This window comes from Sodalis sp. RH20, from assembly GCF_047324205.1.
Taxonomy (GTDB): Bacteria; Pseudomonadota; Gammaproteobacteria; order Enterobacterales; family Enterobacteriaceae; genus Acerihabitans.
In genome coordinates this window covers 4010224-4029042 of the sequence record NZ_CP178733.1, presented here as the reverse complement: position 1 = coordinate 4029042, position 18819 = coordinate 4010224, and the positions used below count along the sequence as shown (strand labels likewise).

General features: G+C 58.1%; 16 protein-coding genes. 2 read left to right on the top strand and 14 right to left on the bottom strand.

Annotation, left to right across the window (positions count from 1 at the left end; translation table 11 throughout):
* Positions 1-6: 6 nt before the first annotated feature.
* Genes ACL2XM_RS18555 through ACL2XM_RS18545 form a run of 3 tightly spaced genes read right to left on the bottom strand, consistent with a single transcriptional unit; the run spans position 7 to position 2800 of the window.
* Positions 7-216, bottom strand: a complete 210-nt coding sequence (locus tag ACL2XM_RS18555) for a DUF1656 domain-containing protein (protein WP_410012304.1) — start codon at positions 214-216, stop codon at positions 7-9.
* Complete coding sequence (locus ACL2XM_RS18550; RefSeq protein ID WP_413722019.1) at positions 213-2309, bottom strand: FUSC family protein; 2097 nt, start codon at positions 2307-2309, stop codon at positions 213-215. Before ACL2XM_RS18550 ends, ACL2XM_RS18555 begins: the two co-directional genes overlap by 4 nt.
* A gap of 5 nt (positions 2310-2314) precedes the next feature.
* Entirely contained in the window at positions 2315-2800 is a 486-nt protein-coding gene (locus ACL2XM_RS18545; protein WP_410012302.1) for a MarR family winged helix-turn-helix transcriptional regulator, read from the bottom strand.
* Positions 2801-2989: 189 nt separating this feature from the next.
* Between ACL2XM_RS18545 and ACL2XM_RS18540 the strand changes: the two genes are divergently transcribed.
* Complete coding sequence (locus tag ACL2XM_RS18540; protein WP_413731361.1) at positions 2990-4099, top strand: hypothetical protein; 1110 nt, start codon at positions 2990-2992, stop codon at positions 4097-4099.
* 20 nt (positions 4100-4119) lie between these two features.
* On the opposite strand, the gene ACL2XM_RS18535 is transcribed toward ACL2XM_RS18540, so the two are convergent.
* The 11 genes from ACL2XM_RS18535 to ACL2XM_RS18485 form a co-directional block, all read right to left on the bottom strand.
* The gene (locus ACL2XM_RS18535; RefSeq protein ID WP_413731359.1) at positions 4120-5259 is read right to left on the bottom strand and encodes a glycoside hydrolase family 88/105 protein; all 1140 of its coding nucleotides are present in this window, start codon (positions 5257-5259) and stop codon (positions 4120-4122) included.
* Positions 5260-5292: 33 nt separating this feature from the next.
* A complete protein-coding gene (locus ACL2XM_RS18530; protein WP_410012298.1) occupies positions 5293-6858 on the bottom strand; it encodes an MFS transporter in 1566 nt (521 codons plus the stop codon).
* Between the two features lie 251 nt (positions 6859-7109).
* Positions 7110-7631, bottom strand: coding sequence for a 5' nucleotidase, NT5C type (locus ACL2XM_RS18525; protein WP_413722022.1), 522 nt, complete (start codon positions 7629-7631; stop codon positions 7110-7112).
* Positions 7632-7745: 114 nt separating this feature from the next.
* On the bottom strand, positions 7746-8999 hold the full coding sequence (locus ACL2XM_RS18520) for a DegT/DnrJ/EryC1/StrS family aminotransferase (protein ID WP_413727238.1): 1254 nt from the start codon (positions 8997-8999) through the stop codon (positions 7746-7748).
* Between the two features lie 194 nt (positions 9000-9193).
* Positions 9194-9916 carry an L-fucose operon activator gene (gene fucR, locus ACL2XM_RS18515; RefSeq protein ID WP_410012293.1) on the bottom strand — a complete coding sequence of 241 codons (723 nt, stop codon included), beginning with the start codon at positions 9914-9916 and terminating at the stop codon, positions 9194-9196.
* 90 nt (positions 9917-10006) lie between these two features.
* Positions 10007-10435, bottom strand: coding sequence for an L-fucose mutarotase (gene fucU, locus ACL2XM_RS18510; RefSeq protein ID WP_410012292.1), 429 nt, complete (start codon positions 10433-10435; stop codon positions 10007-10009).
* Positions 10429-11904 (bottom strand): L-fuculokinase, encoded by a 1476-nt coding sequence (gene fucK / locus ACL2XM_RS18505; protein ID WP_413731358.1) that lies wholly within the window; start codon positions 11902-11904, stop codon positions 10429-10431. The genes fucU and fucK overlap by 7 nt, the downstream gene beginning before the upstream one ends.
* Positions 11905-11982: 78 nt before the next feature.
* A complete protein-coding gene (locus ACL2XM_RS18500; RefSeq protein ID WP_413733236.1) occupies positions 11983-13743 on the bottom strand; it encodes an L-fucose isomerase in 1761 nt (586 codons plus the stop codon).
* Positions 13744-13806: 63 nt separating this feature from the next.
* Positions 13807-14766 carry an ABC transporter substrate-binding protein gene (locus tag ACL2XM_RS18495; RefSeq protein ID WP_413731356.1) on the bottom strand — a complete coding sequence of 320 codons (960 nt, stop codon included), beginning with the start codon at positions 14764-14766 and terminating at the stop codon, positions 13807-13809.
* A 53-nt stretch (positions 14767-14819) separates the two neighbouring features.
* Positions 14820-15800, bottom strand: a complete 981-nt coding sequence (locus ACL2XM_RS18490) for an ABC transporter permease (protein WP_410012288.1) — start codon at positions 15798-15800, stop codon at positions 14820-14822.
* Positions 15801-15803: 3 nt separating this feature from the next.
* Positions 15804-17303, bottom strand: coding sequence for a sugar ABC transporter ATP-binding protein (locus ACL2XM_RS18485; protein WP_410012287.1), 1500 nt, complete (start codon positions 17301-17303; stop codon positions 15804-15806).
* Positions 17304-17929: 626 nt separating this feature from the next.
* Here ACL2XM_RS18485 and ACL2XM_RS18480 point away from each other — a divergent pair.
* The gene (locus ACL2XM_RS18480) at positions 17930-18577 is read left to right on the top strand and encodes an L-fuculose-phosphate aldolase (RefSeq protein ID WP_413722028.1); all 648 of its coding nucleotides are present in this window, start codon (positions 17930-17932) and stop codon (positions 18575-18577) included.
* Positions 18578-18819 lie beyond the last annotated feature (242 nt).

Below are 18819 nucleotides of genomic sequence, written 5' to 3'. Positions count from 1 at the left end.
CGTAGGTTATCGCTGCAAAAGATACGTGACATGGGTAATCCCATAAAGTAAAAGGAAATAAACGGCGATATCGAACAAGGCCGGATGCCAGACCCAGCGATAAAAACCGCCCATCGCCAGCAGGCGCCGTACCGCCCAGAATAGCCCCAGCGCGGCCAGTGCCAGCACCATCAGCCAGGGGAAAAAGAGACCATAAAAACTGGCTTCGCCAATCATGGCGCCTCCTCCTTAACGTTCAGGGCGACGGGGGCGTCGGGGAACAGGTTATTGCGCAGCCCCACCAGGGCGGAAATGGCGCTGCGCCACTGCGGGGTGGGTTCCGGCATGTCGAGCATCGTGCCCAGCGCCTGGTCGACGGCACGATGCAACGACACGGCGGGCAGGTTTTCCGCCGAGCGGAACAACTGGGACAACTGGGCGAGCAGCGCGCCGAAGTCCACCGCCGGAAAATGCCGCCGCGCCTGCTGCAGCGCGATGATATTCACCCCCAGGCGCAGATCGCGCAGGGTTTCCCTGGCGACGCTATGGTGCCGGTTGGTTTCGCCCTGGGCGATGCGCGTCACCAGCAGGCCGATGCGATCGATCATCCTGACGGCAAAAATTTGCAGCTGCTGCGCTTTTACGCCCCTGGCCATCGCCACCAGGTCGCGGCGTATTGCCCGGCGGATACGGCGCGCGCTCCAGTCGGCGCCGACCGAGCGAAATAACCGGGTTACCCGCGCCGCCACGAAGGTTCCCAATAACTGGGCGGTGGTGCTGTTGATAAAGCTGGTGACGTCCGCATGGGCGGTATCATGCAGCGACAGGGTGCCCGCCACGCCGAACAGCAGCGGCAGCGCCACCATAAGCAGGGCCGGGCGGGCGCTGTAGCAGCCCAGCACCAGGAACAGCGGCGCGCATATCAGTACCAGCATGCCGAAGTCATGTACCGCGGGCAGCAGCACCAGAATATAAATCGCCGATATGGGAGCCGACAGGAAGGTGTATTTAAGGAAATTATTGATGGCGGGCACCGGATCGTCCATGACGGCGAAAAAGCTGCAAAACACCGCCGCCATCATGGCCGCGGTGGCGCCGTCGGCCCAGCCGATTTGGATCCAGAACACGCAACACAGGCCGATGGCGATAAAGGCCGCCAGCGACGAAAGCAGCGCCATGCCCAGATCCCGATGCAGCACCCGGTTGCCGACGGCGGCCAGGCGGCGCCTGGGCATGACGCCGAGCCGCATGGCGGTGGCGATATCCTGGCGCAGCACTATGCACTCCTGCCATTTCATCACCAGTTCTTCCAGGTAGCTGACCAGCGAAATGCGCAACGCCCGCGACCACGGGCTGTGATTACCGCCGGATTCCAGCCGTGTTGCCGATTCCCTCAGCGCCAGGCGCTGGTCGTGATACTCCGCCGGGGTGAGCCGGACCTCGACGCCGGCCATTAGCGGTTCGTTGGCCGCCAGCCAGGCGCTGATTTGCCGTTGCACCGCCAGCACATCGGGGCTCCAGCCGCCTTCCGCCCGATACAGCGCCTGCAGGCGATCCTCCACCCCGGAGAGCGTGGGGATCAGTTCCGCCACCCGGTCCTGCATGGTACGCATAGCGCCCGTCGTCCAGGCCAGATTGCCGGTATCAAACGGGATATGGGTGGCCAGCAGCCGCAGTTGGGTAATATCCACCGACAGGCGCAGGCGCGCCGCGGAAGTGGCGCCGTCCTCCCCTGCGGTAGGGGGAAGCGGCGCCGGGGCGGAAAAAATATCCTTCAGCCAGCGCCGGGTATCGGTTAAGGTTTTGTCCAGCAGGCCCATGACGCTGCCCGTCAAGCCTGCCGGCAGCACCACGCTGTGTACCAGGGTGGCGCATAAAATCCCCAGGCAGATTTCCTCCACCCGGGTGATGGCGGTATTAAAGATCAAATCCGGGGACTGTACCGATGGAAAACCGATCAGCGCCGCCGTGTAGCCGGCCAGCATAAAGGCGTAGGAGCGCGGGGTTCTGTCGAGCAGGGAAATAAACAGGCAGACGCTGACCCACAGCGCCATGGCCAGCACCAGCAGCACCGGCGCGTTGGACAGGGCGGGAATGATAAATACCGTGGCGGTGCTGCCGATAAACGTGCCGCACAGGCGGTAGACCGCCTTCGATCGCACCATGCCGGCCAGCGGCTGGCTGACCACATAGACCGTCATCATCGACCAGAAGGTATTGGGCAGCCCGGCGCGGCTGGACAAATAGAGTGCCATCATCGCCGCCGTAAAGCTTTTCAGCGAATAAATCATTTCCGCGCGGGAAAACAGCCTCAAGGCAGGCAACGTCATGGTCATCAGGCCGGCGTGTTGATTAGCGCGTCGTCCAGGGACGAAGATCCGTTGATACCCAGCCGCCGTTCCAGCAGGCAAAAAGTCCGCAGGCATGCGTCAATGTCCGCCTGCGGCACGTCCTCGAACAGCGTGGCGCGAAAGTCGTTCAGCATCGCCTCGATCCGTATCTGGATAGCGCTGCCCGCCGGCGTCAGGTGCAGAACCTTGGCGCGCTTGTCCACCAGGTCGTCCTGGCGCAACACCAGCCCGGCATCCACCAGTTGGTTGAGCGAGCGCACCAGGGAGGGGCCCTCGATCCCTAGTTCTTCCGACAGCCCGCCGGGACGTATCCCTTCGGGATGACGGCCTATCAGCACCAGCGGCCAGGCCATGGCGGAGGAGAGTCCCAGCGGCGCGACCAGTTTATCCGCCTTGGCCCGATAGGCCCGTTGTAGCTGGCCCAGGGCCATGGTCATCGCCATCAGCGCCTGCGCGCGGGTTTTCGGCATAGTCATCGCTATCGTTAGTATGTAATTAGGTAGTTTGCTAACTATATGGTGATCAGGGGCATGCGTCAACGGATCGGCCGCTTTTCGTTATGCAGTCTTTGCCGATTCGGGACTAGGTTTATTACCCATACATAGTGATCATAGCTATCCACTAACGCGTTGTTGCGTACTGATAAGGATGACTACGCCATGCCAGATCCGTTATTAACCGGCCATGTATTGGGAGAGGCGGCCTGCCTGCACGCCGTTGATGATGGGCCGCCGGAAACGCCTCGCTTTTCGCTTGATCATTTTATCCTGAAGACCTATGTGCAGCCCTGCCGCTACGGCGCATATCGCCTTTATCACGGCATGCGCTGGTTTGAACATGCCGATACCGCTTCCCTTAGCGCGCGCATCCATTTTACCCGCTGTCTGGTCGATCGCATCATTGCCATGGACTTGCCCAGGCAACAGCCGCTAACCCTGATTTCACTGGGTGCCGGCGGACTTTTGGCGGAATATGTCATCAGCCGGTTATTAACCGATAAGGGATTTACGCATCTTCGCTGGCGCTGCATCGACGTTATGTATGCCCATGAGGATTTTGCCGACGCCATCAGGGTTTTCCGTGAATGCACCGGCTCTTGCATCGAGACTTTTTCCACCGAGCGGGCGTATCTTGATCCTATGGCGGGCGCGGGGGCTTGGGCGGCAGGCGACAGGGACGACGGTGCCACCATTGTGCTGTCCATGGCGCCGCCGGCGATAGCGATGAAAGATTTGACGCCGTCGCAGGAAAAACAATTGGCGGGCCAGGTCTGCATGCGCGGGCATATTACCGAAGAGCTGGACGAGGCCAACTGTGTGAATATTATTTTCGCACTAAACAATAATATAGACAGCTATTATCAAGAATTAACGGCTGTGCTCAAAGGCAGTAATAAACTTATCTGGCTTAATTGTATACTAAAATGCTCTGTGAATGACCAAGGGCATTATGATATGGTCTCCAGCGCTGATACATACGCCGATGTCATTTATAACAGGCTGACAACGCAATTACATCAGCTCTGGAAAAGCGCGCGCCCTCGCACCGCCGGGACGCCGGGCGATGCCGTCCCCGTGCTTAGCCTGTCGCAGATCATTATAGCGGCGGGGTTGCTAAGGACACGATGGCCGCCATTAAGGGTCATCCACAAGCTTTTTTTATTCAACGATTATGATATCGCGTTGAGCGGGCTGCGCGCCTTTTTTCGCGACGGCAGCCGGTCAACGTTATTTGCTTCTTTTGAGAATAATACCGCGGAGTTTGCCTAAGCGAGCGGCGATGGCCGGGTTTAGATATAGACCCGCAAATACTCCGTCAGGCACAATATGGCCATGGCCTGGCCGTAGGGCATGGACGTCAGGGGGATCTGGCGGTAATATTCCAGCTCGCTGCCCATCGCCGTGCCGAACGACACATCGGTCAACTCGCCGTCCTGGTTTATGCGGCCGATGACGCCGCGCACCGCGTTTTCCGCCATTGCCCGGTAGCGCGGGTCGATGTAGCGTTTGCGCAGCGCCTTCAGTATGCCATAGGCAAAACCGGCGGTGGCTGAGCTTTCCAGGTACGACTGCGGCTCATCAAGCAGCGTATGCCACAGGCCGCTCTCATCCTGGCATTTTCCCAGGGCGTCGATTTGGCTGGTCAGTACCTCGAGCAAATAGCGGCGCGTGGGGTCCTTTTCCGGCAAATCCAGCAACTCGATAAATTCCGGAATGGCCACCGTCAGCCAGCTGTTGCCGCGCGCCCAGCGCGCCCGGGCAAAATTATGCCGGCCGGCGAAACTCCAGCCGTGAAACCACAGCCCGGTTTCACGATCCATCAGGTACTGGATATGCAGTAAAAATTGATAGGTTGCTTCCGCCACGAACTCCGGCCGGTTGAGCAATTTGCCGATTTTCGCCAGGGGCAGCACGCTCATCATCAGCGTATCGTCCCACAGCTGCTGATGGTTTTCATTGTTATAGACGATATGCTGCAACCCGTTTTTTTCGGTGCGCGGCATCTCGTACATCACCCATTCCGCCCAGCGCTCCAGGTAAGGGCGCCAGGCTGGATTGCCGGTATCCTCATAGCGGTAGGCCAGGGTCAGCAGCGGACACACCGTGTTCACGTTTTTGGTGGGCGTGCCCTCCGCCAGCCTGGCGGCGAACCAGTCGTCGATAATCCCCCGCATCCGGTCGTCGCCGGTTTGCTGGTAGTATTGATAAATGCCGTACAGGCCGATGCCGTGCGTCCATTCCCACCCGGCCCATCCCTTGGTGTCGATGACCCGTCCGTCGTCGAGGCGCAGTAAAAACTCGCCGGTGCGATCCTCGATATTGATCAGGTTATCGGTCACCTTGCCGATCAATTCTTTTAACCGGTCGCGGGGTAACAGATATTCAGGCTGCCGGAGCAACGGGCTGTGTTTTACGCTAAAGATAGTCATGTATGTCGTCCTGCCGATGTCTTTATAGATAGATTAAATCAGGTGCCCGGTGGGCGCGGCTTTTTCCGGCGCGCCTTTATGGCGGTTAAGGTAGCCGATGTTGTTATTGCCCCACAGCGATTCGTATTTCATGCCGGTCAGCGTCTCCACGGTGGCCCGTGCCTCCGGCGTGATCTGCTGCGGCAGCGGATGATTGGCCGCGCGCATTTTTTGCGTTTCCAGCTGCAGGATGCGGTGGGTTTTCAGGTTCAGCTTAAAGCGCAGGGAAATAATGAAACCCGCGGTCAGCACCAGCACCGTGCCGATGCACAGGATGGCCAGGATGGCGTGGCTTACCTGCGGCAACTGCACTTTCTGCCCGGAAACGAACCCCGACAGCTGCAGGAACACCCCCACCAGCATTACCGCCCCGGCCTGGGACGCCTTGCGCGTCAGCGTCATGATGCCGGCGAAGATGCCCTCGCGCCGCTGGGCGGTGATCGCCTCGTCCACATCGGCGATATAGGTGTAGATATTCCAGGGCACATAGTTGATGCCGCCCCGGCCAAGGCCGGCCACGGCCGATACCAGCAGCAGCAGCGAGAACGTGTCGCTCAGGCCGGCGTAGTACAGCACGCCGTAGGAGAGCGCGCTCAGGCCGAACAGGGTGACCACCAGCCGGTAGGACGGCGCCGGTCCGAAGCGGATGCACAGCGGGATCATGCCGATCACCGCCACGAACTGCAGGATCGCCATCACCCCCATCAGGTTGGAGGCCACGGTGGCGCTTTGCATCAGCACGAACACCACATAATAGGTAAACACCGCGTTGAACACGTCCTGGGCGATGTAGCCGCCGAGGTACAGGCCCAGATGCTGGCGAAAAATGCGCACGCGCAGCGTGGAGGACAGTTCGATATGCAGGCGCCGCAGGCTTTGTCCCAGGGTCAGCTGCTGTTTTTCACGCTCAAGCTTTAATACCGCCTCCGATTTCAGCGCCGCCGGCCGCTCCCAGGTAAACAGGTAGACCAGGGTCAGCACCAGCGCGCAGATCACCGCGAACACCACGCTGGCGTAGAAAAAGGAAATGGCGTTGTCCTTGCCGAAATGCGACAGCAGGATGCCGGGCAAAAAGGCGGCCAGGATGGCGGACAGCTGCGCCAGGGCGATGCGCGCGCCGGAGAACTTGGATTTTTGTTTAAAATCGTCGGTCATTTCCGGCACCAGGGTTTCGTAGGGCACCAGGATCATGGTGTAGACCACGTCGAACAGCAGATAGGTCAGCAGGTAATAACCGTAGCCCATGCCGCCGACCCACATCAGGCAGTAGCTGAACACGCAGGGAATGCCGAGCAGGATAAAAAACTTACGGCGGCCGAAGCGCTTGCCCAGCCAGGTGCCGCCGAAGTTATCGGTCAGGTAGCCCATCAGCGGGCTGACCACGGCGTCCAGCACCCGGGCGCAGGCAAAGATAAAGGTGGCCTCGATGGGCGAGAGGCCGCAAAACGTGGTGTAGAAATAAAGCAGCCAGGCGGCGGTCAGGGCGGTGGTGCCCGCGCCCAGGAAATCGCCGGAGCCATAAGCCAGGTATTGCGGTAAACCTATGGAGCGTATTTTCATCGTCATGCTTCCCCGGATAAGGCGTTGACAGGGCATGGTAAAAAACGGTCAACCGACCGTAATCCTCATTGTCGCTGTCAACCCTAGCGCCTGGGGCGGCGAGAAACCTTTCTCCCGTTGCCAGACCCGGTGATTGAATGGCAAAAAAACAAAGAGCGGGGCGATCAAGCTCAAATTTATAAAATTTTATTTCTTTTATTAAGAAACATTGGTTCATTTAATCAGCAAACCCTGTCCGCCGCGGCGCAAACCTACAAAAAAAGATCAGCCACCTCCCGCCAGTCGTTGACCCGGCGATAGCCGCGCGCATGGATATTATGCGGAGCGGTAAACAGGATGCCTTCGCCGACGAAATGCTCAAAATGACGGACATTGTCGTCGATAAGAAAATCGGCGTTGAGGATGCGCTTGTTGCCGCAAAAGACAAAATTCATGGCGCTTAAAAAACCGAAGTGGGTTTGCAGCCAGTTAAACTTGGCGGTAAACGAGGCGGGGAATTCCATGGCGGCGGTAGTGATGAAAACATGGTATTTGCCGCTCAATTCCCGGACCACATCCTGCGCGCCGGCGATCACATCCAGATCGCTGAAAAACGCCGGTTCGCCGATCATCAGGTTGATTTTCTCGCGCAGCGCCGGACGCAATTGCTGAATAGTCTGTCCGGCAAGATCGTTTAAGCCGATATGTTCGCCAAATTCGGCATTAAAATGCCGGATCATTTTGCTGTTGAAATCGGCAATCACCTCATCCATATCTATGGCTATCGTCTGCATGGCTCCTCCGGTTTTTCAGGCCGCGCCGTGCAGCGGCGGGCCGGTATCGTAGAGCACAATACTAGCCCAACAAGCGGGTAATTGGCCACGCTTGTCCCGGCATCACGCGCGCGCTCACTGGAAAAATTGGTTGATAACGCCGACGATCCGGTCCTGCTCTGCCAGGGACATATGATTGTGCAGTGGAATATGGAGCACCGTGGCATGAATGCTGCGGCTGGTAGCGAAACTTATTTTATCCTGGTAGGTTAAGGCAAACTCGTTGGCCCCGTCATACCCTAATATGGGATAATAGATATCAAATTCGATATTCATTATTTTGGCAAAACGTATCAACTCGTCCCGCTTGCCCGCGTTGACCCGGATGGGGAATAAATGCCAGGTGTTGGCCGTTTGTTCGATGGGCAGCGTAATAAATCCGCGATGTTCCAGGAGAGCGAGCTTATTAATATAACGATAAGCCAGGTAAGATCGTTTTAACGCATTCAGGGCAAAAAAAGTTAATTTGGCTAATAACGTCGCCGCCTGGATATTATCCATCCGGCTGTTAAACCCCCAGTTCTGCGCTTTGACGTTTTTTTTACCCTCGCAAAAGCCATGATAGGAAAATTGCCGGGCGCGTTTGGCGATGGCCGAGGAACAGGTCAGCAACGCGCCCGCCTTGCCGAATCCGCCGATGTTTTTAAACGGGTTAAAACTCAGCGTCACCACATCGCCGTAGTTGATGATATCCGGTATGCCGAAACACTGGGCCGCGTCAATGATGACGCGCAGCTCATGATGCCTGGCCTCTTGGGATATGGCGCTCATATTTCTGACGGAGCCGTACAGGCAAACGGCCAGGATGGCCTTGGTGCGCGGGGTGACCAGCCGCGGGATCTCGGTTGGATTGAGATTGAAACTGGCGTCGATGTTGGCGTAGACCGGCTTTGCCCCGATGGAAAATATGGCGTTTTCCGTGGCCGCGAAAGAGTTGGGCGGCACGATGACTTCGTCGCCCGCACCGACGCCGATGGCCTTCAGCGCAATTTTCAGCGCGTCCGTCCCGCTGCTGGTGGCGATGCATGCCGTCGCCCGGTAAGACGCCGCCAGCCGTTTTTCCAGCCGGGTGATAAAGTCGCCGCTGGTGAACTGGCCTGACGCCACCACTTTTTCCATTTCTTCCAGGCACGCCGCCCGCTCTTTGTCCGAATTAAGCCGGGTGAAGGGGAGGAATGGAATAGGAGCGCCGCTGTCGTATTTGGCTTCGTTATTAATAATACTGATTAAGCCGTCGCTTTCCATAGGTAAATGGGTTGCCCGTGCGTTGGATTTTCCAGTCTTTAATAATTCAAGTGCGTGATGATTAATATCGATAATGTTAAGCATATAGCTTATTCTTCCTTGATGGCCGGGAGAATAACTTATGCCATTAATGTAAAAAAATCATCATAAAGTTAAAATTTTAACGTTATTTTTCGCTCAATGATTTAGCATTAATATACTTAATTATTTGCAATAAATATTATGTTTTTAATATCCATGCGCCGCTTTTCGTTTCCCCGGCCATAGCGGCGGGCGCATCACGTTGGCGGCTTTCGGTACTCCGTATCGGAAATGACCCGCGCCACCAGGGCCAGCGGTCCGATTTTCACCGTGCTCCTGCGCCCGAGCTTGCTTTTGTCCATCAGCAACAGCGACTGCGTGGCCTTGTTGAGCATCAAGGTCTTGTAATCGGCGTTGATCGCGTTCGAATCCCACATGATATCGTCATTATCAATGCCTTCGCAGGAAAAAATAAACAGGTCGATATCAAGGTGCCTGACGATGGAAAACAGCGCTGGATTGACGTAACAGGCATATTTACGCTGCAACGTGCCGCCGGAGCTGACCAGCGTAATATGGGATTTTTTTTCCAGCTCGCTGCACACCCGGACGCTATTGGTAAACACGGTTAGGGGGATGTCAGGCAGCTTTTTGGCCAGGTACCAGCACGTGGTGCTGGCATCCAGGGCAATCACCATATCCTCGTCAACCCAGGTCAGGGCCTGGCCGGCGATATCAGCCTTGCTGTTTAAATGGCTTTTGACGCGGGCATTAAACGAGTCGCCGCTGTCGGGTTTGCCGCGCGCAATGCCTTTGGCCCGGCCATGTTGACGGATGATCAGGCCCTGGTCCTGCAGGCTGTTGAAATCCCGGCGGATGGTTTCCTTGCTGACGTCGAACCACGCCGCCAGTTCATCCACCTTCAGGACCTCCTGTTGGGATATTAACGCCAGGATATCTTGCTGCCGTGTTGATTTCATCTTGCCCTCCCGCTTACCCGATGTCCCGCTTCCGGCGCCCCAGGCCAGGGTGTGAAAGCGGTTGTCGGCATAAGATACGGCAACGGACGGTCAAAATATGGGCGTTACCCCTTTTTTTAATAAGATATTACCGTATTTTGCCCGCTCGCCGGTCATGACGATGGCGAACGCCCGCCGGGCGCGCTCGTAAAAAGCAAACCGGTCGATGCGCGTCACCGGCAGGCGTTCGCCCGCGCCAAACAAGGCCTGCAGGTAGCGGTTTTCCACCGCCGGGTCCAGTTCATCCCCTGCGCCGGGCATCATCATCACCAGCGGCGGCGCATAGCTGTCCAGCTGGAACAGCGGGATCACCGCCGCCAGCAGCGGTCCGATGTCCAGCCCGTCGGCGCGCAGCACCTGCGGGCCGAGGGAATGCCCCGGAAAATGCGCATCGGCGAAAACAATCTCGTCGCCATGGCCCATTTCGGCCAGCGTTTTTAGCAGCGACGGCGAGATAAGCGGGGATATCAGTTTTAACATACATGCACTCCAGTTCGAGGGGATGGGAGCCCGGTCGGGGGCCACTTAATATCGGCATAGTCGCCGCCGGGCCTGAACCATTGATAGCGATAGCCGACCAGGGCGCGGGCATCTTCCGGCGACGGAACATAACCGATGCCGCTCCAGATAAACATCGAGGCGCCCAATACCGTGGTTTCCGCCTCGTCCATCACTTTGATCGGCACCTGCAGCAGGTCGGCCTTGATTTGGTTCCACAGGGCATTGCGGCCGCCGCCGCCCACCAGCGTCAGTTCACTAACGGTGAAATGTCCTATTTGCGCTAATAATGCCAGATTATCGCGCAGGGTCACGGCCAGTCCTTCCAGCGCGGCGCGATAAATATGGCCGCGCCGCGCCGCCAGCGCAAGTCCCTGCCAGCTTGCCAGTCCCGCCCCCGCCGCCAGCAGGGAACCGCTCATCCTGACGCCGTCCGCCCCCGGCGGCACCTCGCGCGCCTCGCGAATCATCGCCTGATAGACCCTGCTGGTCGGCGTTGCCGACCAGCAAAGCTCGCGCACCCACTCCAGTACGCCGGAGGCCAGCCATTGCAGGCCGGGATTAAACAGGCCGGCGCAGCTGTCCAGCTCGCAGGTGGACCCGGCGATACGCGGCAGTATGCCGGTGTCCACCCGCCGGCTGCGTACCATCAGTATTTCCCAGGTGCCGGAGGACAGCACCGGCTGGTCCAGCCCGGCCCCCGACCCGAACAGGGCAAACTGGGTGTCATGCCCGGCGGCGATCACCGGCAGGCCCGGCGGCAGCCCAAGCCTGGCGGCGGCGGCGGGCAGCAGCGCGCCGATGATATCGCCGGCGTTCACCAGCGGTGGAAACAGCGCGGCGTCCAGGCCGACGGCCGCCAGTATCCGCGCGCTAAAGCATTCGCGCCCGACATCCAGCAGTTGGCTGGTGCCGGCCATGGTGCGATCGGTGGTGAACGCGCCGGTCAGACGGTGGTTGATAAGCGACGAGATAAACAGCCAGGCGCGGGCCTTCGCCAGCAATGCGGGATGATGCTGTTTCAGCCAGATAAGTTTATACAGGGTATTAAAACTGAACTGGCCGACGCCCGATATCGCCTGTAATTCCGCCGGGCTGATATAGCGGGCGATATCGGCCATCACCGGCGCGGTGCGCGGACACTTCCAACTGATAACCGGATACAGCAAGGCGCCTTGCGCGTCCACCAGCGCACCGTCGACGCCAAAGGTGGTCACGGCCAGGCCGCGCACCCGGCATGACGCCAGTTCGGCCGCCAGGCGGCGGGAGCACTGGCTGAAGCCGTCCATAATGCTGTCCAGCGACCAGGTTTGCCAGTCGGGGTTCTCCGCCGCCGGCAGGCTGGCGTTCGGCATAACCGCCTTGGCGACCGTCCGGCCGTCCGGGGCCATGGCGATCGCCCGGATATTGGTGGCGCCGCAGTCCAGTACGATAACCACATCTTGCTTCATACCGTCTCCCCACTCGCGTCAAGGGGCGGGGCCGGCAATCCCGCGATAGCGCCGGGATCCGGCCGCGCGCCGCCGGGATTATTTTTTATATAACGCGCCGTAGTTGGCGCAGGCGCGGTAATCCTGTCCTTCCGGATCCATGCCGTGGGCGGCCCAGGCGGAGGGCCGGTAGATGTCTTCCGGCGCCACGTTATGCATGCAAACCGGGATGCGCAGCATCGCCGCCAGGGTAATAAAATCCGCGCCGACGTGGCCCACGCTGAGCACCCCGTGATTGGCGCCCCAGTTGGCCATCACCGAGTAGACGTCGCGAAACGGTCCTTGCCCGGTCAGCCGGGGGGCGAACCAGGTGGTCGGCCAGGTGGCGTCGGTGCGTTGGTTCAGCGTATCGTGGACCCCGGCGGGCAAATCGACGCTCCAGCCCTCGGCGATTTGCAGCACCGGTCCGATGCCGCGGATGATATTGACGCGCGTCATGGTGAACGGCACGCCGCCCCGGCTTAAAAAGCATGACGAATAGCCGCCGCCGCGAAAATACTCATGAATGGCCGGGCACCACGCGGTGGCCGCCAGGCACGCCTGGGCGTCCTGTTCTGTTATCTCCCAATGCGGTTTGATGGTGGGGTTGCCCGCGTCATCGGTCTGGCGGCAGGTGCCGTCAAGCGCCGCCGAGCCGGAGTTGATCAGATGGATAATGCCCGCCGCGGCCCGGCCTTCAAGCCGGTGGCCGGTAACCCGTTCCACCGCCTGCGGCGACCAGTAGGTGCGCACATCGGCAAAAATCTGCGCGGTGCCGGTCAGGGCGCGGCCGAACAGCATGGCGGCGGCGTTCAGGCTATCGTTTTCCGTCGCCACCACCATCGGCGCGCGTACCCCGTTCCAGTCGAACGCGCTGTTGAGCAACGCCTCGGCGGTGTCGCCGTTGGGGTACTGATCGGTCCAATGCCGCTGCCCCTGGAAGCCGGCGGCAATGGCGTTATAGCCCAAAGACTCCTCAATAAAGCCCTTGGCCGCCACCTTAGCGCTGCCCTGCATCATGTCGCGGATACAGATCGCCATCAGCAGGCTGTCGCGCAATACGCCGCGGCTTTGCGCGGCATCGCGGCGGTACCGCTGCGCATTCTTGTCCGGGCCGAAACGAAAGGCCTTGTCCGCCCAGGCCAGCGCCAGCGCCAGTTCTTCCTCGTCATAAATGCCCTGATCCATGCGGCGGCGCAGCTCGGTCATATCCACCGCCTGCACCTTCATGCCCAGCCAGGATTCAAAAAAGTCATGATCGACAATGGAACCGGCGATGCCCATGGCGACGCCGCCGATGGACAGATAGCTTTTACCGCGCAGGGATGCCGCGGCAATGCCCGCGCGGGCGAAGCGCAGGAGCTTTTCCCGCACGTCGTCGGGAATGGCGCCGTCCCCGCCGTCCTGCACGTCGCGGCCATAGATGGCGAACGCCGGCAGTCCTTTCTGGTTATGGCCGGCCAGCGCGGCGGCAAGATACACCGCGCCGGGGCGCTCGGTGCCGTTAAACCCCCAGATGGCTTTCGGCCGGAAGGGGTCCATGTCGATGGTTTCGCTGCCGTAGCACCAGCACGGCGTTACGGTAATGGTCAGGCCGATGTTGCGGCCGCTGAATTTGCGCTCGCAGGCGGCGGATTCCGCCATCCCGGCAATGCAGGTATCGGCGATGACGCACGCCACCGGCTCGCCGTTGGGGTAGCGCAGGGACGCGGTTAGCAGGTCGGCGGTGGCGCGCGCCATTGACAGCGTTTGTTCTTCCAGCGATTCGCGGATGCCCAGGCGACGGCCGTCAATAACCGGGCGAATGCCGATGGCCGGCATATCGTCATGCCGCTGTGGGGAAGCTGTTGTCTTGTTCATGGCAATTCCTTGTGACGTTGACGGTTATTTTTTGCCGAACGGATAGAGCAATTTCTGGATAGCCGGATCGTTAAGATTGGTTTGGGTAACGAATTTCACCGGGATATCGATGACCTTGGCCACCTTCTGTCCCTTCAGGAAGCTGTCGAGGGTCTTGATGCCCTGGTAGCCGATCTGGTAGGCGTCCTGGACGATAAAACCCTGCAGGGTATTGGATTTCAGGAAACCGATAATGGCCTCGGTACTGTCGAAACCGATCACCTTGACCTTGCCGGCCAGGCTCAGGCTGTCAATGGCGTTGGCGACGCCCAGCGTCGACCCCTCGTTGGTGGCATAGATGCCCGCCAGGTCGGGATTGGCCTGTACCATATCGGTGGTTTTATCCATGGCTTTCTGCGGGTCGCCGTCGCTGTACTGCACCGGCAGCAGGGTAATGGCGGGATATTTTTCCTTGATGGTCTTGGTAAAACCCTCGGTACGCTCTATCGCCGAGGTGGTGCCCGCCACATGGGCGATAATGCCGACCTTGCCTTTGCCTCCCACCTCTTTCGCCAGGGCGTCCGCCGCCGCGGAGCCGGCCTTGACGTTATTGGTGGCGACAAAACTCACCGGGATATCGGAGTTGACGCCGGAGTCGAAGGTGGCGACAGCGATTTTTTTGCTGTGCGCCATTTCCACCAACGGCACCAGGGCGTTGGCATCCAGTGCCGCGAGCAGAATACCGCTGGGCTGGCGCGTGATGGTATTTTCCATCAGTTGGATTTGTTCGGCGATTTGCGTTTCATCGGACGGGCCGACAAAACTGGTTTTTATGCCTAATTCTTTTGCCGCCGCCTCCGAACCCAGTTTTACCGTTTGGAAAAATTCATGCTGGTAGCCTTTGCTCACCACCGGAATAGAGATATCGCCGGTGGCGGCATCAGCGCCGCCCGCGCCGCAAAGCGTGAACAGCGCGATGCCGCACAACCTGATTAATTTCATCATGACAACCTCCAAAGTGATATTTTTACTGTCCAGATAACAGGAACGTCGGTGAATCAGATCTTTTTGCGCAGCGTATCCAGATACACCGCCGCAACCACGACAATGCCCATCGCAACCATTTGCCAGAATTGCGACACGCCCATTAAATTCAGTCCGTTTTTCAGCACGCTCATGATAAAGGCGCCGATAATAGTGCCGCCGATGGTACCGATGCCGCCCATCAGGCTGGTGCCGCCGATCACCACCGCGGCGATGGCCTCAAGCTCATAGCCCACGCCCACCGTCGGTTGTCCGGAATTCAGCCGTGATGCCAGCACCACTCCCGCGATGCCGGTCAATATGCCGCAGAACAGATAAACGAACAGTTTGACGTTCCGCACCTTGATTCCCGATAAATGGGCGGCGTCCTCATTGCTGCCGACGGCGTAGATATACCGGCCGATAACGGTTCTTTTCAGGATATAGGCGGCAATGGCCGCCAGTACGATCAGGTAGATAACCGGATAGGGCAGGAAATCGAACAGCTTGCCCTGGGCCAGGGTTTTAAAACCGGGATATTGCGAAAAATAAATGGCGCGGCCGTCGGTCAGCACCATATTGATGCCGCGCACCGACATCATCAGGCCGAGCGTGGCGATAAAGGGGGGAATGGCCGCCCGGGCCACCAGAAAACCGTTGATATAACCGCACAACGCGCCGCCCAGCGCCCCGCAGAGGATACACAGCGCCAGCGGCAGCCCGGCCGCGGCCCCCAGGCCGATGGCCACGCCGGAAAACGCCACCACCGACCCCAGCGACAGGTCAATGCCGGAGGTAATAATGACGTAGGTTACGCCAATGGCCATGATGCCTATTACCGAGGTTTGCAGGGCGATGGTCATCAGGTTTTCGGTGTTCAGGAAAAACGGCGAACCGAGGCTGAAAAATAGCATCAGCAGAATCAGGCTGAGCAGCGGAGCAAAACGCATCAGCAACGCTTTATTGCTTATTTTTTTATTGGAGCCGTTCTGTAAATATTTGGTTATGCCAATCATGATTTACCCCTCAAGCGTTGCATATTTCATTATATTTTCCTGGGTGGCCTGCGCGGCCGACAGCTCGGCGGTAATACGCCCCTGCCGCATTACCAATATCCTGTCGCACATGCCCAAGATCTCCGGTAATTCAGACGAAATCATAATGATTGATTTACCTTCCGCCGTCAGACGGTTCATCAAATCGTATATTTCGAGCTTGGCGCCGACGTCAATGCCGCGTGTCGGTTCATCAAAAATCAATATTTCCGAATTCTTGCATAGCCATTTGGCGATAATAATTTTCTGCTGGTTGCCGCCGCTTAAATTTACCGCCAGTTGTTCCAGGTCAGGCGTTTTAATACGCAGCTGGCGGCGCAGGCGCTCGCTTTCGGCGTGACACCTTTTGTCGTCGATAATCCCTAAGCCGTTGGCATAGTGCCGGTAACTGCTGAGCATAATATTGGTGCCGACCGACAGGCCCAGCGCCAGCCCGTCTTTTTTGCGATCTTCGGTCAGATAGCCGATGCCCAGGGCGATGGCGCCGTGCACGCTGCTTATTTTGACGCGATGTCCGGACAGGCGTATTTCCCCGTGGTCCATGGGATCGGCGCCAAACAGCGCCCGCGCCACCTCGGTTCGTCCGGCGCCCATCAGGCCGGCGATGCCGAGGATCTCGCCTTTGCGCAGCGCAAATGTAATATCGTGCAGTACGCCCTTACGGCCGAGATTATGGACGTCGAGCACCACGTCGTCGCCGGGAATGGCGGCCCGGGCGGGGTAGATATCGCCCAGCTCGCGTCCCACCATCATGGCGATCAGCTGTTCGATGCGCACCATGGTGTAATCGACGGTGGCGATATATTTACCGTCGCGCATGACCGTGGCCCGATCGGCGATAAGCGCCAGTTCCTCCAGCCGGTGGGAGATATAAACGATGGCGACCCCCTGCGACTTAAGCAGTTCGATCACCTTGAACAGACTGTCGATTTCACTTTCGGTCAGGGCCGCGGTAGGTTCGTCCATGATCAGGATTTTGGCGTTGACCGAGAGCGCCTTAGCGATTTCCACCATCTGCTGCTGCGCCACGGTCAATTCACGGATGCGCCTGGCCGGATCGATGGTCAGGTTCAGCATCTGCAGGATATTCATGACCGCCTGGCGCTGGGCGACGTCATCCAGGATCCATGGCGCGCGTTGATGAAATTCCCGGCCGATATAAATATTTTCTTCCACGGTTAAATCAGGAAATAAATTGAATTCCTGGTGAATAATGGCAATGCCCAACGCCCCCGCCTGGATGGGGCTGGTAATCGTCACCGGCCGGCCGTCGAGTTCTATCCGGCCCTCGTCGCAAGAATAAACACCGGATAATATTTTCATCAGCGTGGATTTGCCCGCGCCGTTTTCACCCAGCAGCGCATGAACCTCCCCGCGGTTTAAATCGAAGTTAACGTTATCCAGGGCCAATACCCCGGGGAATCGTTTTGTGACATGTTTCATGGTTAACAACGCTGCGGACATGTTGCCTCCGGACAAAACGGGCTCTGGGTGTTTAAACGCTATAGCTAACTCGAGTTAGCTATTTAAGACATGTTTCCCGGATAAACAAAGTATTTATCCCCCTTTTGTGATGGCGATCGGGCCAGTCAGATTAATACACTGATAAAAAACAATTTTATTGACGGTTTATCCCTTCTTCTCGGGCGGGGACGTTACGGCGCGGGGTAATGAACGTGTTTGCCGTAAAAGCCTGCCGCTGGAAAAAATCTAAGGCAGATACGGATAAAAACCTACGGCGGGGGAGAGGTAAGGCCTGTTATGTAAATAAATTGTGAAGTTAATCACTAAAAAAAACGACGGTTAAATGATTTTTCTTCTGCCACGAAAAAAATAGCGGCGGATAAATGACCGTATTAGAGGTTTAGTAAAAAAACGGGCACTTATTAACAATAGACAAAGCAGGTTGACCGTTTACGCCGGTTCTGCGTTTAAACGGACATTTCTATTTAACTTCAGCACGATGAAAAGCGTATGACCATTAAAATAATGTCGATGTTATCACAATTATAATGCTCGTCGACGGCAGGGTAAGTCGTTCAGTTAATTATTACGCGGAAAAATGGCACTTATTAACTTGAGGAGCAATCATGGCAAGAACGACGCTTGCGCACGAGATTATCGCCACGTGTCTGGAGATGACGCGTTTAGGATTGAACCAGGGTACCGCCGGCAATGTCAGCGTCCGCTACCAGGGCGGAATGCTGATTACACCGTCCGGTATCCCTTATGAGCAGCTGACGGAGCAGCACATTGTCTTTGTCGACGGCCAGGGACATGGCGAAACGGACAAGATCCCCTCCAGCGAATGGCGCTTCCACCAGGCGGTATACCAGGCCCGGCCGGACGCCAACGCCGTGGTCCATAACCATGCGGTCAACTGTACCGGCGTGTCGATCCTCAACCGGCCGATTCCGGCGATCCACTATATGATTGCCGCCGCCGGCGGCAGCGATATTCCCTGCGCGCCTTACGCCACCTTCGGCAGCCGGGCCTTGTCCGAACATGTGGCTGCGGCGATCAAACACCGTAAGGCCATCCTGTTACAGCATCATGGGCTTATCGCCGCGGAAGATAATCTGGCCAAGGCGCTGTGGCTGGCCCATGAGGTGGAGGTGCTGGCCGCGTTGTACTTAAAACTCCTGCCGATTATCGATCCGGTGCCGGTATTGTCCAACGATGAAATTGCGCGCGTGGTGGAAAAATTCAAAACCTACGGCCTGCGTGTGGAGCAATAACCGGGCCTTAACGCCGGCGCCGCGCCGGCGTTAATTTCCGTGGCCGCAGGGGGTGCCGGACGCCGGGAGGCGCCGCGCGGCCGCCAGCCATAACGTCTTCAGGGTAGCGTATACGGCTAGCCGTTATTCATAAAATAATAAGCAATATGTCTATAACGTCGCTGCCATTGCGTCGCCCGCCGTGGTGAACAAGACTGACATAAGCACGCCCTATGCCGAGACGGCCGTTTAACCCCAAGCTT

Bases quoted from the DNA above. Each gene is read 5' to 3' on its own strand.
- ACL2XM_RS18485 (WP_410012287.1), bottom strand. From the start codon at position 17,303: ATGTCCGCAGCGTTGTTAACCATGAAACATGTCACAAAACGATTCCCC.
- fucR (WP_410012293.1), bottom strand. From the start codon at position 9,916: ATGAAATCAACACGGCAGCAAGATATCCTGGCGTTAATATCCCAACAG.
- ACL2XM_RS18520 (WP_413727238.1), bottom strand. From the start codon at position 8,999: ATGCTTAACATTATCGATATTAATCATCACGCACTTGAATTATTAAAG.
- ACL2XM_RS18550 (WP_413722019.1), bottom strand. From the start codon at position 2,309: ATGACGTTGCCTGCCTTGAGGCTGTTTTCCCGCGCGGAAATGATTTAT.
- ACL2XM_RS18555 (WP_410012304.1), bottom strand. From the start codon at position 216: ATGATTGGCGAAGCCAGTTTTTATGGTCTCTTTTTCCCCTGGCTGATG.
- fucU (WP_410012292.1), bottom strand. From the start codon at position 10,435: ATGTTAAAACTGATATCCCCGCTTATCTCGCCGTCGCTGCTAAAAACG.
- ACL2XM_RS18540 (WP_413731361.1), top strand. From the start codon at position 2,990: ATGCCAGATCCGTTATTAACCGGCCATGTATTGGGAGAGGCGGCCTGC.
- ACL2XM_RS18535 (WP_413731359.1), bottom strand. From the start codon at position 5,259: ATGACTATCTTTAGCGTAAAACACAGCCCGTTGCTCCGGCAGCCTGAA.
- ACL2XM_RS18500 (WP_413733236.1), bottom strand. From the start codon at position 13,743: ATGCCGGCCATCGGCATTCGCCCGGTTATTGACGGCCGTCGCCTGGGC.
- ACL2XM_RS18545 (WP_410012302.1), bottom strand. From the start codon at position 2,800: ATGCCGAAAACCCGCGCGCAGGCGCTGATGGCGATGACCATGGCCCTG.
- ACL2XM_RS18480 (WP_413722028.1), top strand. From the start codon at position 17,930: ATGGCAAGAACGACGCTTGCGCACGAGATTATCGCCACGTGTCTGGAG.
- ACL2XM_RS18525 (WP_413722022.1), bottom strand. From the start codon at position 7,631: ATGCAGACGATAGCCATAGATATGGATGAGGTGATTGCCGATTTCAAC.
- ACL2XM_RS18490 (WP_410012288.1), bottom strand. From the start codon at position 15,800: ATGATTGGCATAACCAAATATTTACAGAACGGCTCCAATAAAAAAATA.
- ACL2XM_RS18495 (WP_413731356.1), bottom strand. From the start codon at position 14,766: ATGATGAAATTAATCAGGTTGTGCGGCATCGCGCTGTTCACGCTTTGC.
- fucK (WP_413731358.1), bottom strand. From the start codon at position 11,904: ATGAAGCAAGATGTGGTTATCGTACTGGACTGCGGCGCCACCAATATC.
- ACL2XM_RS18530 (WP_410012298.1), bottom strand. From the start codon at position 6,858: ATGAAAATACGCTCCATAGGTTTACCGCAATACCTGGCTTATGGCTCC.